General features: G+C 31.3%; 16 protein-coding genes. 11 read left to right on the plus strand and 5 right to left on the minus strand.

Features of this window, described 5'->3' with window-relative positions:
- The gene (locus FHK87_RS19940) at positions 1-525 is read left to right on the plus strand and encodes a DUF6985 domain-containing protein (RefSeq protein ID WP_140595780.1); all 525 of its coding nucleotides are present in this window, start codon (positions 1-3) and stop codon (positions 523-525) included.
- A 146-nt stretch (positions 526-671) separates the two neighbouring features.
- Positions 672-878 (plus strand): hypothetical protein, encoded by a 207-nt coding sequence (locus FHK87_RS19945; protein ID WP_140595783.1) that lies wholly within the window; start codon positions 672-674, stop codon positions 876-878.
- A gap of 93 nt (positions 879-971) precedes the next feature.
- Here the strand turns inward: FHK87_RS19945 and FHK87_RS19950 are convergent, their stop codons facing one another.
- Positions 972-1,379, minus strand: a complete 408-nt coding sequence (locus FHK87_RS19950; RefSeq protein ID WP_140595786.1) for a glyoxalase — start codon at positions 1,377-1,379, stop codon at positions 972-974.
- Positions 1,380-1,736: 357 nt separating this feature from the next.
- Between FHK87_RS19950 and FHK87_RS19955 the strand changes: the two genes are divergently transcribed.
- The 3 genes from FHK87_RS19955 to FHK87_RS19965 all read left to right on the plus strand — a co-directional run bounded on the left by FHK87_RS19955 (position 1,737) and on the right by FHK87_RS19965 (position 4,399).
- Positions 1,737-2,627 (plus strand): DUF72 domain-containing protein, encoded by an 891-nt coding sequence (locus FHK87_RS19955; RefSeq protein WP_140595789.1) that lies wholly within the window; start codon positions 1,737-1,739, stop codon positions 2,625-2,627.
- 210 nt (positions 2,628-2,837) lie between these two features.
- Positions 2,838-3,212 (plus strand): hypothetical protein, encoded by a 375-nt coding sequence (locus FHK87_RS19960; RefSeq protein ID WP_140595791.1) that lies wholly within the window; start codon positions 2,838-2,840, stop codon positions 3,210-3,212.
- A gap of 77 nt (positions 3,213-3,289) precedes the next feature.
- Positions 3,290-4,399, plus strand: a complete 1,110-nt coding sequence (locus tag FHK87_RS19965) for a DEAD/DEAH box helicase (RefSeq protein ID WP_140595794.1) — start codon at positions 3,290-3,292, stop codon at positions 4,397-4,399.
- Between the two features lie 7 nt (positions 4,400-4,406).
- Here the strand turns inward: FHK87_RS19965 and FHK87_RS19970 are convergent, their stop codons facing one another.
- From FHK87_RS19970 to FHK87_RS19985, 4 genes are all read right to left on the minus strand, one after another.
- Positions 4,407-4,793 (minus strand): response regulator, encoded by a 387-nt coding sequence (locus FHK87_RS19970; RefSeq protein WP_140595797.1) that lies wholly within the window; start codon positions 4,791-4,793, stop codon positions 4,407-4,409.
- Positions 4,790-6,994 (minus strand): PAS domain-containing sensor histidine kinase, encoded by a 2,205-nt coding sequence (locus FHK87_RS19975; RefSeq protein WP_140595800.1) that lies wholly within the window; start codon positions 6,992-6,994, stop codon positions 4,790-4,792. Before FHK87_RS19975 ends, FHK87_RS19970 begins: the two co-directional genes overlap by 4 nt.
- Before the next feature lie 147 nt (positions 6,995-7,141).
- Entirely contained in the window at positions 7,142-8,098 is a 957-nt protein-coding gene (locus tag FHK87_RS19980) for a phosphoribosylaminoimidazolesuccinocarboxamide synthase (RefSeq protein WP_140595803.1), read from the minus strand.
- Positions 8,099-8,151: 53 nt separating this feature from the next.
- Positions 8,152-9,108 (minus strand): PhoH family protein, encoded by a 957-nt coding sequence (locus FHK87_RS19985; RefSeq protein ID WP_140595808.1) that lies wholly within the window; start codon positions 9,106-9,108, stop codon positions 8,152-8,154.
- Positions 9,109-9,360: 252 nt separating this feature from the next.
- On the opposite strand from FHK87_RS19985, the gene FHK87_RS19990 reads away from it, so the two are divergent.
- The 6 genes from FHK87_RS19990 (at position 9,361) to FHK87_RS20015 (ending at position 15,972) form a co-directional block, all read left to right on the plus strand.
- Positions 9,361-10,191, plus strand: coding sequence for an SAM hydrolase/SAM-dependent halogenase family protein (locus FHK87_RS19990; protein ID WP_140595812.1), 831 nt, complete (start codon positions 9,361-9,363; stop codon positions 10,189-10,191).
- Positions 10,192-10,381: 190 nt separating this feature from the next.
- Positions 10,382-10,675, plus strand: a complete 294-nt coding sequence (locus tag FHK87_RS19995; protein ID WP_140595815.1) for a putative quinol monooxygenase — start codon at positions 10,382-10,384, stop codon at positions 10,673-10,675.
- Positions 10,676-10,737: 62 nt separating this feature from the next.
- Positions 10,738-13,128 carry a gliding motility-associated ABC transporter substrate-binding protein GldG gene (gene gldG, locus FHK87_RS20000; RefSeq protein ID WP_140595819.1) on the plus strand — a complete coding sequence of 797 codons (2,391 nt, stop codon included), beginning with the start codon at positions 10,738-10,740 and terminating at the stop codon, positions 13,126-13,128.
- Between the two features lie 278 nt (positions 13,129-13,406).
- Positions 13,407-14,108 carry an ABC transporter ATP-binding protein gene (locus tag FHK87_RS20005; protein WP_317133556.1) on the plus strand — a complete coding sequence of 234 codons (702 nt, stop codon included), beginning with the start codon at positions 13,407-13,409 and terminating at the stop codon, positions 14,106-14,108.
- 84 nt (positions 14,109-14,192) lie between these two features.
- Entirely contained in the window at positions 14,193-15,593 is a 1,401-nt protein-coding gene (gene rmuC, locus FHK87_RS20010; protein ID WP_140595827.1) for a DNA recombination protein RmuC, read from the plus strand.
- Between the two features lie 40 nt (positions 15,594-15,633).
- The gene (locus tag FHK87_RS20015) at positions 15,634-15,972 is read left to right on the plus strand and encodes a hypothetical protein (protein ID WP_140595830.1); all 339 of its coding nucleotides are present in this window, start codon (positions 15,634-15,636) and stop codon (positions 15,970-15,972) included.
- Positions 15,973-16,103 lie beyond the last annotated feature (131 nt).

Here is a 16,103-nt window from a genome sequence, read left to right on the forward strand (position 1 = left end):
ATGACTCGAGAAGAAATATTAATCAATAGCATATGGACTGACGCAAAAATGAAAGTGTTCTCTTCGTTCTTTAATACTGAAATAACAGTGAACTTATATGCACACCCTTATAGTTTACAACATGTAGAAGGCCCTATCATATCAGAAAAAATGGTACAAACCATAAATGATGTATTACAACTTGATGCCAGTAGTTTACCTCTTATGAAAAGTCTATTGTATAAACACTGTTTAGAATGTTGTGACGCTACCTCATATGGATTTGAAGTAAAAGATGGAGAAACTGAAACAGAAGCAAACCTAAGAGAATTTGGGATCAAAAATGAAGATGATGCATTTGCAAATGCTAACCTAAATTATATAAATATCGAAGATGATGAAGTAGAAAAACGAAAAAACAGATATGCTAAATTAGTCTTTTATCCTGAGTGGGAAGAAGAACATGGTTGCGAATTAATCTTAAAAAATGGAGTGCTACTAGATCATTATGGAGAATCAGACACATGGCTCACTCAATTTGAATAACGTTAAAAAATATTATAACCAAAATATGATTATACCTCCTAGTATTTAAAACGTTTTTATTTTTAAAAATAGATTAACTATTCATAAATATATTTTTAGAAATAAAACAGCTACTTTAATCATAACAACTTAAAACCTTATCAGTTATGTTAAAAAGCATTTTAAATTTAGACAATGTAAGTAAATTACAAAAAAGCCAACAAAAAATCATTGTAGGCGGAGAGCTAACCGGGTCAAATGATTGTGCTCTTGGTGGAGATTTTGTGTGTTGTGGTAACCAACCCTGGCAATGTGGCACTGGTCCTCTTGGTGGAGGTGACTACATAAATGGAACTTGTTTTTGTTTTGCATAAGAAAATGGAGCAAAACATTTGTAGAAATAATAGTTACAAGAGGCTAATGGATAGCCTCTTGTTGTTTATAGACTTAATAATTCTTTTTCAATATTATATCGCCAGAGGAAAATCCAGCATTTGAATATTATCCTGTAATCTTTCCTTTACAATATTCATCATACGTTTATTTAAAGCTGAAGAATTTTTGGTATAGGTACGATATTCCTCTACCGTAAAATGCCCTATAATCATGCCTTTTAAACTATTTCTGAACTTCATATCTTTCTGAACTGCATTTTCAATAAACTTTAAACGCTTTTCTATAGATAATTCATAAAAAGTATTTTTTCTTTTCTTTATGTAGTTTTTAAAAACATCGATCAAAAGATCTGCTTGTAACTTCACGATCGGTCTAATAGTTTTGTTCTGAAATTGCTCATCACTAGACATATTATCAGAAACTCTAACATTTAACAATTTTGGGCGCATGGCCAATAAATTTAATTCCCTGTTTTCCATAATAACGAAGTTTACTAAAATTACTTAATTGCTGAATTCAAAAAACAATAGTATTCTCTGAGTTTTTAAAGACTTATAAACAATGAACGTATTACAAAATCACAATGATATACAAATGTAACTTTTCTATTACACTAATGTAATCATTCTAAATTCGGATAATATTAACTAAACAATAACTTTATCATAATGATGACGACTATATCCTATTGTGTATCCTTGACTGAGAAAATTTCAAATATCTATGAACATATGATAACAACTATCGAGATGTTTTTATAAATTGGTGATGTTATTATAAATTCATTCATAAACCATCAAATAACACTTTTAATCAATCATCTTAAAATTGTATTAATGAAATTTGGAAAAGTAGAACACCCCGAAATTATAGATTTTAAATTACCAGAAGATCATAAGGATACAAAGAGAGTCCTACAACAAAATAGCAAAAATGATTTGTCAGTTCATGTAGGTTGTGCCAAATGGAATCGGCAAGATTTAAAAGGTTTTTATCCCAGAGGTACCAAAGACGAATTAGAATATTATTCTAAACAGTTCAATTGCATAGAACTTAATGCTACTTTTTATCGAATATTTCCTGAAGAACAATTTCAAAAATGGTATGACAAAACTCCTGCTGATTTCAAATTTTTCCCAAAATTAGTCCAAAACATTTCTCATCTCAAAAGATTGAATGATGATGTACAACCTTATGTTGATCAATATTTAAATAATGTCGTACATCTAAAAGAAAAGCTTGGAACAATCTTTTTACAAATGCATGGAAATTTTGCTCCAAAAAATTTTGATCGCGTGATACAGTTTATCCAAAAGTGGCCAAAAGAAATACGTTTAGCAGTAGAGTTTAGACATACCGACTGGTTCAATGATACCAGCATAGCCAATGAGCTTTATGATTTACTAGAGAAAAACAAGATCTCAAATATTATAACCGATACAGCAGGCAGAAGAGATCTATTACACATGCGACTTACTAATGACGAAGCATTTATAAGATATGTAGGTGCTAATCATGAAACTGATTATAGAAGATTAGACGATTGGACAAAAAGACTCACTACCTGGAAAATGCAAGGTATTAATCATATTCACTTTTTTGTACACCAAAATATAGAAGAAGAATCTCCTTTATTATCAAAGTATTTTATCAATGCCATAAATGATCAATTAAACATGCAATTAAAATTACCAAATCATATTACTGATGATTTGAAATTATTCTAAATAAAAAAGATTTTGACAAGTACTATTTAAAAAAATTAAAGGTTTTTATACTTTTTTATGTTAATTTTTTACTAAATAAACCATTTAACCGTATATTTGAGCATTTCGTCGATATTTTTGGTTTATACATCTATCATAAACAATTTTAACTGCCCCGTAGATGTATCTTCGAATTGAGAAATAATTTTATTAACCTTAAATGTAAAACTTATGTCAAAATATCTACTTTCTAAAATATTAATTTTACTTGTTTTTAGTTTCAACTTTGGTTATTCACAATTCGATACGTCTCACCATTCTGATAAGGAATTTGGGCAAACTATTATATCTGAAAAAGAAAATATTTTATTTCATAAAATATCTCAAGCAAATACTACTATTTTATTCTCATGTAACTTTAACGAAGATCATGACCACGATCATGAACATGAAGATATAGCCTTAACATTAGACTTTTTATCCTCTGATGAAAGCACAGACTTTAATTGTTCAGGTGGTTTCTGTATGAATGAATCTCATTTTCATAAAAAAGGATTAACTCTTAATAGACAATTATTTTATTACTTTATAAGTATATCTTGTTAATACATCTCTTATATTTTCTAAATAGAACATAACTTGATAAGATAATTCGATTATTTTTGCATCTTAAATCAGATGCCATGACATTCTTAGAATTAGGAGTACCCAAAAAACTGAGTAAAGGATTAAATGAGATTGGGATTACTGTACCTACAAAAATTCAGGAACAAGCTATTCCTATTTTAATTGAATCTGAAATAGATTTTATAGGAAAAGCACAAACCGGAACTGGAAAAACTGCAGCATTTGGAATTCCTTTGCTTACAAAAATAGATACTACAAAAAAACATGTTCAAGGGCTAATACTTGCTCCAACAAGAGAATTGGGACAACAAATAGCCAAACAACTTTTTAAATTCACAAAATACAGCGAAAAAGTTTTTACAGAAGCTGTATATGGCGGTGAAAAAATAGATATTCAGATCCAAAGACTTAAAAGACCTACACATATTATCGTAGCTACCCCAGGAAGATTAATCGACCTGATGAATAGAAATACAGTAGATATTTCAAAAGTACATACTGTTATTATGGACGAGGCTGACGAAATGTTGAGTATGGGTTTTAAAAAAGATTTGAATACAATATTGAGTAAGACCAAATCACGTAAAAGTATATGGTTATTTTCTGCAACAATGCCACCATCTCTTAATGACATTATTAATACTCATGTGAATAAAAATGCTGTTAGAATCCATATTGATAAAAACGATGCTATAAATAAAGCTATAGAACATCAATTTGTAGTAGGTGATGAAAGTAGTAAATTAGATACACTCGCCTTTTTCTTAAAAACTCAGAAAGAAAATAGAGGTATTATTTTTACAAGAACTAAAGTCACTGCCAGAACATTATCCAAGCAGTTAAAAGCAAAAAACTATGAAGTAGGATTACTGGAAGGAGAGATGACCCAAAAAGAAAGAGATAAGGTCATGAGAGCTTTTAGAAATAAAACGTTACAATTATTGGTCTCTACAGATGTTGCTGCAAGAGGAATTGATGTCAAGAATTTAGCATTTGTTGTTCATTATCAATTACCGGATCAAATGGAATATTATACGCACCGTAGTGGAAGAACAGCAAGAGCAGGTAATAAAGGATTATCATTGGCTCTTGTTACGAGACCGGAGGTAAAAACCATACGTGAAATAGAAAAACAGTTGTCTTTAAGATTTCATCAGATTAGATAAGACCTTTTTAATTACTTTTTAGATTCAATTTATTTTTGATATTAGAAATGGTAAGTAATAAGGATTCAAAATTTACAGGTTTAGAAAAATAATTATCGAATCCAATATCCAAAAATCGTTGCTCGTCGCCAGGCATTGCATATGCAGTCACTGCAAAGACCGGGATACCATTAAGGATATCTAGTTTTCGAAATCTCTTCAACAATTCGCACCCATCCATCTGATTAAGACCTAGATTAATATCAACTAAAATCAAATCAAGAGTGCTTTCTTTTACCACTTTCAGTGCTTCTAAACCATTTTCTGCAATGATTACATTAGATTTTTGCCTGGATAGCATTTTATCCATTACCATTGCATTTATCTTATTATCTTCAACGTAAAGAACATTCATAGGCGTTTCGGAATTATAATCATAAACTCGGTTCCCTCTCCTACCTCACTTTTCACTTTTATTTTTCCACTTAAAATTTCTATATATCGCTTTGATAAACTTAGACCGATGCCAGTACCTTCATATTTGCGACTTATACCAATACTTTCTTGTACAAAAGGATCAAAAACCTTATTTATATTCTTTTGATCTATCCCTATACCAGTATCTTTGATAGAAATATAGACATTATTTTTTGAATTTTCAGAATTAATTGAGATAATTATACTTCCGGTATTCGTATACTTTATTGCATTATGGATAATATTATTGATGGCTGTTTTAAACAAATCCACATCAATACTGACCTGAGGACACGATTCATCCAGTTCTAGTTTATATGCCAATTTTTTGGCTTCTGCCATATGTTTGTGTTCCCGATAAGAGGTTTCTACTGTATAATTCATGTCTACTTCTTGTAAATCGAGATTTTTCTTTATTGCCTCTATATCACTAAAGTTAGAAAGGTTTGTAATTGTATCTAAGAGCCTGTCTTTACTTTCTTGAAGGTATTCGTACAACTTTTTTTTCTCTTCAGGTCTTTCTTCTTCTAGTAATAACTGGCTAACAGTCATAATACCATTGAGTGGTGTCCGGATCTCATGGCTGAAATTTGATAATATATTTGTTTTTAAGCTATTCAACTCTTGCTCTTTGATATGTGATTCTTTGATAACAATCTCAGCTAATTTTTGCTCCGTAATATCATGAAAACTTACTAATATAGAGTTAATGTTTTCATCTTGACCTTTTATTGGAGTATATTTTGATTCTAACCATTGTATATTACCTTTATGCGTTATACGCTCTATTTCTTTTTTAACGATATTGCCCTTTAATGCTTCGTTAAACTCATGAGCAAATGTATTTTTAAAGTTAAGAGGCATAACATCAATAAACCTACAAGTAACAAACACCGGATCTTTTTGATAATCTCTCTTAATGATCTCACGTGTTTTTTCATCAGTCATAAGAATTTCGCCTTTATCATTAAGTAATATGGTATAAGCAAACCCATTATTGACCATTGCTTGTAGTCTGTTTTTACTTTCTATTATTGTTCTTTCATTAATTTTTCTTTGATGTACATCAATAAGGTTGCCTATCATTCTAGTAGTATCTCCGGCACGATTTTTTCTACGAAATCCATAAACCTCATAGTGCCTGTACCCTCCCCTAAGATGTTTTATACGATAATAATTATAATAATGATTTCCTTCTTTCGAAAGATTAGCTCGATGTCTATTAATAGCGCTTTCTAAATCATCGGGATGTACCATTTTTCTAAAATCACTAATAGGCACAAAGTCTTTATCTAGTGGTAAACCCAACATTTTTTTAAAATCTGAACTGTAGAAAACTTCATTTTTTTCGAGGTTATGATCAAACAATCCAGACTGTATTCCTTTTAAGGCTAGATGCTTGGTTTCTTCACTATGCTTTAACTTATTTATATAATTATGTCGTGCTGTAACATCTGCAATAGTACCATTTACAAAAATGACTTCATTTTTATATAAGACAGGATGTGCGACTACTTTTACCCATTTTTCACTTCCGCTTGCCGTAATGATTCGTTCTGTATATTCATAAGGCTTTTTGGTTTCAATAAGTGTATCAAGATAATTGTCTACTCTTTTTCTCGAGGCTTCCGGATAAAAACTTGCTCCTTTTTCTCTTGTCATCTTAACTTCAGGATCTAACCCTTTGATCAAGTAACACCCTTTAGACCAAAACATTTCTCCATTTTTAGGATTAAAATACCATGCTCCTGTTTTTGTCAATTTAGAAATCGTTAATAATGCCCGATGTTCTTTGTACTCTTCTGTTGTATCTATCCCGGCAGCATATATTTGATCTTCATGAAAGGTAAAATCAAACTTTAATGATATTACTCCTTTATTTCCTAACGAAAAACTAAACGATTCACTAATCATTTTTTGTTCTTCTGATAGTTTAGAAAGCATTTCTAAAAAAAACGGAACATCTTCATCTATCAGATAATCAGCAAGATATATCGGCGAAGTATCTATCTCTGTCGAGGGAAATAATACTTCGCACCGGTTATTTGAAGCAACAACTTCTCCGTTTTTTTTTAGTATTAAGAGGAAGAGTAATGTATTTTCTGATAAGATCCCAAATTGTTGTAGAGTGAAAGGCATATAAGTTGATTAATGATACTTAAAGTTACAAAATGATTTGTAATTCTTATTTAATTATTTTCCAAACCCAAAAAGTGATTAATATATAACAAAAAACCTCTATACATTAAAAATGCATAAAGGTTTTTTTAAATTATTTTCAAATAGTTATTTGCGATACTCTTGCAAATATGTTATAACATTGTTTTCAATACGGTTCTGAATATCAACAACATCTGCTTTTTCGAAGGTCGAACCAACAATGTTTTCGTATAATTCGATATATCGATTAGAAACTGTTTCTATATATTCATCTGTCATTTCTGGTACATTTTGACCTTCTTGCCCTTGAAATCCATTACTAATCAACCATTGTCGTACGAATTCTTTTGACAATTGTTTTTGAGATTCTCCTTTTTGTTGTCTTGCTTCATAACCGTCTGCATAAAAATATCGAGAGGAATCAGGTGTGTGAATTTCGTCAATCAACACAATTTTACCTTCTTTGGTTTTTCCGAATTCGTATTTTGTATCAACCAGAATCAAACCTTGTTTTGCAGCAATCTCTGTTCCTCTTTCAAATAACTTTCTTGTATATTCTTCAAGAATTGTATAGTCCTTTTCAGATACGATTCCTTTAGATAATATTTCTTCTCTAGAAATATCTTCATCATGTGCTCCCTGTTCTGCTTTGGTTGCAGGTGTAATGATAGGTTCAGGGAATTTGTCATTCTCCTTCATTCCTTCTGGCATTGCTACACCGCACAAAGTTCTTTTTCCTAAAGCATATTCTCTGGCTGCATGTCCTGATAAATATCCTCTTATGACCATTTCTACCTTAAAAGGCTCGCATTGATGTCCTACAGCTACATTAGGATCAGGAGTAGCAATCAACCAATTAGGCACGATATCTTCTGTAGCTTTCATCATTTTTGTTGCTATTTGATTTAAAATCTGTCCTTTAAACGGAATCCCTTTGGGCATTACTACATCAAAAGCAGATAATCTATCTGTAGCGATCATGACTAGCAAATCATTGTTAAGAGTATAAACTTCTCTTACTTTTCCTTTATAAATTGATTGTTGTCCCGGAAAATTATAATTGGTATCTGTAATAGTATTCATTGATTAGTTTTTGAAGAAATACGGATATATAAAAACTTTATTTCTAACAATTTTTATCCATTTCTATTTTCGATTTCTTTGTAAGCTGCAATTACTTTTTTAACCAGTCGGTGTCTGATCACATCTTTATCATCGAGATAAATCATTCCTATACCCTGTATATTTTTCAAAACCAATAAAGCTTCTTTGAGGCCCGACGTTACACGTCTTGGCAAATCGATTTGTCCTGGGTCTCCTGTAATTATAAATTTTGCATTTTTACCCATACGCGTCAAAAACATTTTCATTTGGGCGTGAGTAGTATTTTGTGCTTCATCTAGAATCACAAATGCATTGTCAAGTGTTCTACCTCTCATAAACGCCATAGGAGCGATTTGTATAATACCTTTTTCGATAAAACTATCTAGCTTTTCTGCAGGGATCATATCTCGTAATGCGTCATAAAGAGGTTGCATGTAGGGATCTAGCTTTTCTTTCAGATCTCCGGGTAAAAAACCAAGATTTTCTCCGGCTTCTACTGCCGGCCGTGTAAGTATAATTCTTCGTACTTGTTTTTCCTTCAATGCTCGTACTGCTAGTGCGACACCTGTATATGTTTTTCCTGTACCTGCGGGTCCAATAGCAAAAACCATATCATTTTTGTTACAACTTTCAACCAATTTACGTTGATTAGCTGTTTGAGCTTTAATAACTTTACCTCCTACTCCATGCACAAGTGTCTCTCCACTATTAGCAGAAGTTTCATAATCTTCTTTGCTATCGCTGGTAAGTACCCGCTCTATTATATTTTCATCTAGTTTATTATATTTTGCAAAATGTTCTAATAGCATATTGAGTCTCATATCGAACTCTTCTAGCATGTCTTCGTCTCCATAGACTTTAAGCTTGCTACCTCGTGCTACTATTTTTAATTTTGGAAAATATTTTTTGAGTAATTGAATATTGCTATTCTGCAGTCCGAAAAATTCTCTCGGGTTGATCTCGGTTAGTTCAATGATAAGTTCGTTCAAAAGCTATACGAATTTTAGTATGATTTTTTTTTAGGATTGACTATGTTTGTCATGTTGTTTTTTAAAGTTTTTGAAGGGAAAACAAAAATAGTCAATACAACAATTTACAAGAAACATCAAGTTTAATATTAAAGCAATGTTATCATGATTTTTAATTTATTTCTTAATCCAGACAAAAACTTTAAGTAACTTGAATACAAATTTACATATTTTTAAATGCTTCCCTATAAAAAATATTAACAATTAACACACATGTCTATAATTACCTTAACTACAGATTTTGGACTCAAAGATCATTTTGTATCTGCGGTTAAGGGGGCTATTTATACCCAATTGCCTGATGCTAAAATTGTAGACATATCTCATGAGATATCTCCTTTTCATATTACAGAGGCTGCATATGTGATCCAAAATGCTTACAAAAACTTTCCAAAAGGAAGCATCCATATTGTAGGCATTGATAGCGAGTTTACCCCAGAGAATAAACATATTGCAGTGTTGCTAGATGGGCATTATTTTATCTGTGCTAATAATGGCTTAATAGGTTTGATTACTTCAGAATTTAATCCGGAAAAAACAGTTGAAATCAATATCCATGATACTGTAAAATCAAATTTTCCTGTATTGGATGTATTTGTAACCGTAGCCTGTCATATTGCACGTGGTGGAACATTAGAAGTTATTGGTAAAACAGTCTCAGAAATTAAAACGATCAAAGGCATCACTCCTATTGTTAATCTAGAAGGCAAACAAATTGTAGGGAGTATTATTTACATTGATAATTATGGTAATCTGATTACAAATATTACTCAAAAGCTTTTTAAAGATATAGGTAAAGGAAGACAATTTAAAATCATTGCTAGAACTGCCGTTTTTGGCAATGTATATGAACGATATAGTGATGCTATAAATTTTAATATAGAAAAAAATAAACGTGAAGAAGATGGTAAAAAATTGGCTATTTTTAATTCTTCCGGCTATTTAGAGCTTGCCATCTATAAAAGTAATCCAAAAACCGTTGGTGGGGCTTCTACTTTATTTGGTTTGAATTATAGAGATACCGTTACCATAAATTTTGAGTAAAAAACCTCACATAGACCTTGGAGCATTTAAATCTCGATTATCGAGTAAACATATTTTTATACTTTTTAAATTTTGGTGTGTAGATTTTTTGCCTTTATTCAATATAAATCAGACTACATCGAATTAAATAGTAAAACTTTGTAGTTTTGTGACAGTAAGAACATAGATTTTACAGCAAGCTTAAATTAAAATGATAATACGAATTGTAAAAATGGGATTTGTCCCGGATCAGGTAGATAATTTCTTAGATGTTTTTGATCAAAACAAAGATAAAATCAGAAACTTTGAAGGTTGTACTCATCTCAAATTATTAAGAGATACATACAATACTAGTCAATTTTTCACTTATAGTCATTGGGAATCTGAGGCACACCTCAATAACTACAGAAACTCTTCGTTATTCAAAGAAGTTTGGGCAAACACAAAAAATAAATTTAATCAAAGACCGGAAGCATGGAGCACAGATATGATTTATCCTTTATAAACCTAATATCAGCACTACTACTCGAAGTGTCACAATTCTAAATCAAAACTCAATTCTATTTTATGATCGCATTAATAAGAAAAGAGATCAATACTTTTTTTTCATCTGCCGTAGGATACCTTGTTGTCACTATATTTTTAATTCTTAATGGTTTATTTCTTTGGGTGTTTAGAGGGCAATATAATATTCTAGATAGTGGTTTTGCTGATCTTTCTCCTTTCTTTGAAATTGCACCTTGGATATTATTGTTTTTGATCCCGGCGGTTACCATGAGAAGTTTTGCCGAAGAGAAAAAACAAGGTACTTTAGAAACACTTCTCACAAAACCTATTTCAAATATTCAACTTACTATTGGTAAGTATTTTGGAAGTCTCTTTCTGATCATCATTGCGATGATCCCAAGTTTACTTTATATCATTACGCTACATCAATTAAGTAAGCCCGTAGGCAATCTTGATGTAGGCAGTATTGTGGGATCATATGTTGCTTTATTCCTTTTAGCTTCGTCACATACCGCTATAGGGGTTTATACTTCTTCTCTTACCAAAAATCAGATTGTCGCATTTTTGATTTCTCTATTTGTATGCTTCATCTTTTATTTTGGATTAAGTAGTCTGGCAGATTACGGAGTACTGTCTGCTACAAACAGTCTCGAACAATTAGGCATGCAGTTGCATTATGAACGAATGAGTTTAGGGGTTCTAGATACCAGAGATATTTTTTATTTTTTAGGTATTACTATTTTTTTTATTGCCCTTACTATCATTAACATCAAAAAAACTGATCTAAAACAAAAGATAAAACCGATAATTATTGCATTAATCGGTTTAGTCATCCTTAATATAGCGATCAAAACAACATATTATCGTTTTGACCTTACACAAGATCATCGATTTACGCTATCTGATGCTACAAAAAATCTAGTGGTTTCTGCATCTGCACCTGTTGTTGTAGATGTACTTTTAGAAGGTGAATTTCCATCAGAATTTAGACGACTACAATCAGAAACCAGACAATTATTAGAAGAGTTCAATTCTCTAAACAGTAATATTCAGTATATTTTTACAAATCCTCTAAAAGAAGAAGAACTACGTCAACAAACCATCGGAGAATTACAAAAATTTGGATTAACTCCTATGGAAGTAAGTGTAAAAGAAAGTGGAAAAACTCAAATCGAAACTGTAGTCCCTTGGGCAATCGTAAGTTATCAAAACAAAAGTGTAAAAATACCTTTAATAAAAAATACAATTGGTGCCAAAACAGAAGAGAGAGTTCAAAATTCGATCCAACAACTTGAATATGCTTTTGCAGATGGCCTCACAAAACTATTAAATCCAAAAAAGCATAAAATTGCTGTACTAAAGGGAAATGGGCAATTACCAGATAGAAACATTGCAGATTTTATTAAAACACTACAAGACTACTATTTTGTTGGTGCATTTACCCTAGATTCTGTAGCCGCTAATCCGCAAAAAACACTCAAAGAATTACAGAAATTTGATATGGTCATCAATGCTAAACCCAATCAAGCCTTTTCTGAAAAAGAAAAATATGTACTTGATCAGTTTATCATGAGTGGCGGTAAATCCTTATGGTTATTAGAATCTGTTACGATGGAAATCGATAGCCTTATGAATCCAGAAGGGATGGGAGTTGCTGTGATGCAAGATTTAAGATTAGGAGACGCTCTATTTTCTTATGGAGTAAGGGTTAATCCTGTTCTTGTAAATGATTTATATTCTGCTCCCTTAGTTTTGGCCTCAGGAAGAGGAAACGACTCCCAATTCACCCCTTATCCGTGGTTTTATGGTTCCCTCACAAAAAATAGCAGTAATCACCCCATTGTAAAAAATATAGAATCGGTACGGTTTGAGTTTTCTAACCAAATCGATACCTTAGAAAATAATATTAAAAAAACCATTTTATTAACAAGTTCAGAAAAATCCAAAACCGAAGGAGTACCAAAAGAAATAAGACTTGAGAATATTATTAGAAAAAAACCTGATATTGGCAGTTACACAGAAGGAAAACAAAATCTGGCAGTATTATTAGAGGGAAAATTCAAATCCGTATACAAAGGAAGAATAAAACCATTCAAAGCTGAATCACAAATAGATCAAAGTAAAAACACAAAAATGGTTGTGATTTCTGATGGCGATATTATCAAAAATAAAACGTTGAAAGGTCAGCCTCTTGAGCTTGGTTTTGACCCTTCTACCAATTTGAAATATGGTAATAAAGAATTCTTATTGAATACTGTGAATTATTTATTAGATGATTCCGGCTTGATAGAAATACGAAGCAAAGTAATTAAAATTCCATTTTTGGATATAGAAAAAGTAATAGCCAGCAAAACCATGTGGCAAATTATGAATATGATTGTTCCCCTTTTGACTTTGGGAATATTCGGTGCTATCTTCTCTTTTATAAGAAAGAAAAAATATCAAAAATAGGCTTTGCAGTAATTATTAGCTTTTATAAGAGATAACACGAAGCAATGCATTCTTATTTGGAAGCAACCCAAAACAACATAAAAACACCTTATTTTATTGTAAATTAAAGCAATACATTCTAAACATAACCTCATTAGAATTCTATTTTCTATATTTGAAAATAGAAATATCATAAAATAAAGTCTATCGAACCTGAAAATCTACATACCGTAATTAGAACCGAAGACTTATCAATTGGGTATCAGAACAACAAAAAATTACACGTTGTAGCTACTGATATTAATCTAAAATTACATGAAGGAGAACTTGTAGGGCTTGTTGGAGCAAATGGTATCGGAAAATCAACATTATTACGTACACTCTCTCGTGTACAACCTACTCTTCATGGCAAAGTATATTTGTCTGATAAAGAATTAAATTCTTATAAATCGTTAGAATTAGCCTCTCAACTAAGTATTGTACTTACAGAGCAAATTACTTCAAAAAATCTTTTGGTAAAAGAGTTAGTTGCTTTAGGAAGACAACCTTATACCAATTGGGTAGGTAAACTTACTGAAGAAGATATAGAAAAGGTAGAAAAAGCTATTGAAGTTACCCATATCACAGATTTGGCGCACAAGAGGTGTTATGAATTGAGCGATGGGCAATTACAAAAAGTACTTATTGCTAGAGCCATAGCACAAGATACTCCATTTATAATGCTAGATGAACCTACCACACATTTAGATATTTATCATAAAGCATATATCTTAAAGTTACTGAAACGATTAGCTACAGAAACCAAAAAAACAATTCTATTCTCTACCCACGAAATCGATTTTGCAATACAATTATGCGATAAGATGATTGTATTAAACAAAAATGGTTTTGAATTTGGAAGACCAAAAGAGCTGATACAATGCATGGCTTTTTCTTCATTATTTCCAGAAGATTTGATTCTTTTTGATGAAAAATCAAGGCGTTTCTCTGTAAGGAGTTAAACAGATGTTTCTTTTCAAAAACTTAAATATGCTTTATCAAGGTTTTTCGTTGCTTATCTTTATCTTTGAATAAATAAAAAATTCATGACCGAATACACACCAATCATTATAGCTGTTGGGGTAATTTTTATAGCTATTATTATAGGTTTCTTTATTGGTAAATATGTAACTTCTTTACAACATAAAAGCGAGAGCGCAAACGATCAAGAGCGTACTCGACAACTACAATTACAACTAGAAGAAGTACAAAAAGCAACACAACAACAATTACAATTTACACAACAGCAATACGACGAGTACAAACAGTCCTTAGAAAAACAATTATCTGATAGTATTAAAGAGCGTGAAGATATCCGCAGAGAGAAAGATTTTTTAAATACAGAACTTACCAGACGTAATACAGAATTTGAAAACCTTATGCTCAAAAACAAAGAGCAAAAAGAAGAAGTCACACAATTACAAGAAAAATTCACCAAAGAGTTTGAAAATCTTGCCAACAAAATTCTAGACGAAAAATCAAATAAGTTCACACAACAAAATAAAGAGAACATAAAAAGTATCCTGAACCCTTTGCAGGAAAAAATTAATACGTTTGAGAAAAAAGTAGAGCAAACACATAAAGAAAGTATCGATTATCACGCCGCATTAAGGCAACAGATTCTTGGACTCAAAGACCTCAACGAGCAAATGAGTAAGGAGGCTACCAATCTTACCAAAGCACTAAAAGGTGATAGTAAAATGCAAGGAAACTGGGGAGAACTCGTCTTAGAGCGTGTACTCGAAAAATCAGGCCTCGAAAAAGATCGCGAATATTTTATTCAACAAAGTTTTACAAAAGAAGATGGGCAACGTGTTATGCCGGATGTAGTGATTTATCTTCCCGATAATAAAAAAATGATCATTGATGCCAAGGTAACACTAACTGCTTATGAGCGCTATAGCAATGAAGAAGACGAGACACTACAAGCTTCCTATTTAAAAGAGCATATCACCTCACTAAAAAGGCATATTGATCAACTATCGCAAAAAAACTATCAAGACTTGTACGATATAGAATCTCCCGATTTTGTATTGATGTTTGTTCCCATAGAGCCTGCTTTTGCTATTGCAATTAATCATGACAACAAGCTATATAACCAGGCCTTCGAAAAAAACATAGTCATTGTTACCCCCTCTACATTATTAGCAACACTACGTACAATAGATACAATGTGGAATAATGAAAAACAACAACGTAATGCTATTGAAATCGCTCGACAAGCCGGAGCGCTATATGATAAATTTGAGGGATTATTAAAAGATCTAACGGGAGTGGGCAAAAAGATCGACGATGCAAAAAAAGATTATGCTGCTGCAATGAATAAGTTGGTAGAAGGACGAGGTAATCTGATTACAAGCGTAGAAAAACTCAAAAAAATGGGGGCAAAAGCTAAAAAATCATTACCCGAAGCAATTATCAAAAGAGCAACAGAAGATACAGAATAATTAGTATCTTGATTTTTTAAAACACAAAATACAAATTCATATGATCGATAACTTTGACATGCTAGATATTTTAATGAGAATTTCAGGAATTCTATTTTTTACATTACCAATAGTATTCTTTGTGATTCTCGCTGTATATTATATCAACAAAGTAGGAAAAACCAGAGAAGGTATGATGGTACTCATTGGTAATATCCTAATTTTTATTGTTGCTGTAATTCATCAATTTTTATACTTGTTGATAGACGCGTTAGGTTATGAAGTTTTTTCATTTATCAACATAACCATAAACTTTATATCGTTTATAGGTTCTGTTTTATTCTTGATTGGTTTTTACTTTATCATAAAAAAAGTAATCAATACTACTAAATTAAAATAGATATGATAAATTCAGGCTTTTTCGAAATATTATCAATGATATTCGTTGGTCTTATTTCCTCCATTCCTTATATTTTCACTTTAATTATTTCTATTTACTATAGAAAAAAAACTGGATCAAAAAAAGATAGT

It is taken from the genome of Aquimarina algicola (genome assembly GCF_006443095.1).
Classification (GTDB): Bacteria; Bacteroidota; Bacteroidia; order Flavobacteriales; family Flavobacteriaceae; genus Aquimarina; species Aquimarina algicola.

Excerpts from the sequence above, each read along its gene's own strand:
- FHK87_RS19940 (WP_140595780.1), top strand. The coding sequence starts at position 1 with ATGACTCGAGAAGAAATATTAATCAATAGCATATGGACTGACGCAAAA.
- FHK87_RS19945 (WP_140595783.1), top strand. The coding sequence starts at position 672 with ATGTTAAAAAGCATTTTAAATTTAGACAATGTAAGTAAATTACAAAAA.
- FHK87_RS19950 (WP_140595786.1), bottom strand. The coding sequence starts at position 1,379 with ATGGAAAACAGGGAATTAAATTTATTGGCCATGCGCCCAAAATTGTTA.
- FHK87_RS19955 (WP_140595789.1), top strand. The coding sequence starts at position 1,737 with ATGAAATTTGGAAAAGTAGAACACCCCGAAATTATAGATTTTAAATTA.
- FHK87_RS19960 (WP_140595791.1), top strand. The coding sequence starts at position 2,838 with ATGTCAAAATATCTACTTTCTAAAATATTAATTTTACTTGTTTTTAGT.
- FHK87_RS19965 (WP_140595794.1), top strand. The coding sequence starts at position 3,290 with ATGACATTCTTAGAATTAGGAGTACCCAAAAAACTGAGTAAAGGATTA.
- FHK87_RS19970 (WP_140595797.1), bottom strand. The coding sequence starts at position 4,793 with ATGAATGTTCTTTACGTTGAAGATAATAAGATAAATGCAATGGTAATG.
- FHK87_RS19975 (WP_140595800.1), bottom strand. The coding sequence starts at position 6,994 with ATGCCTTTCACTCTACAACAATTTGGGATCTTATCAGAAAATACATTA.
- FHK87_RS19980 (WP_140595803.1), bottom strand. The coding sequence starts at position 8,098 with ATGAATACTATTACAGATACCAATTATAATTTTCCGGGACAACAATCA.
- FHK87_RS19990 (WP_140595812.1), top strand. The coding sequence starts at position 9,361 with ATGTCTATAATTACCTTAACTACAGATTTTGGACTCAAAGATCATTTT.
- FHK87_RS19995 (WP_140595815.1), top strand. The coding sequence starts at position 10,382 with ATGATAATACGAATTGTAAAAATGGGATTTGTCCCGGATCAGGTAGAT.
- gldG (WP_140595819.1), top strand. The coding sequence starts at position 10,738 with ATGATCGCATTAATAAGAAAAGAGATCAATACTTTTTTTTCATCTGCC.
- rmuC (WP_140595827.1), top strand. The coding sequence starts at position 14,193 with ATGACCGAATACACACCAATCATTATAGCTGTTGGGGTAATTTTTATA.
- FHK87_RS20015 (WP_140595830.1), top strand. The coding sequence starts at position 15,634 with ATGATCGATAACTTTGACATGCTAGATATTTTAATGAGAATTTCAGGA.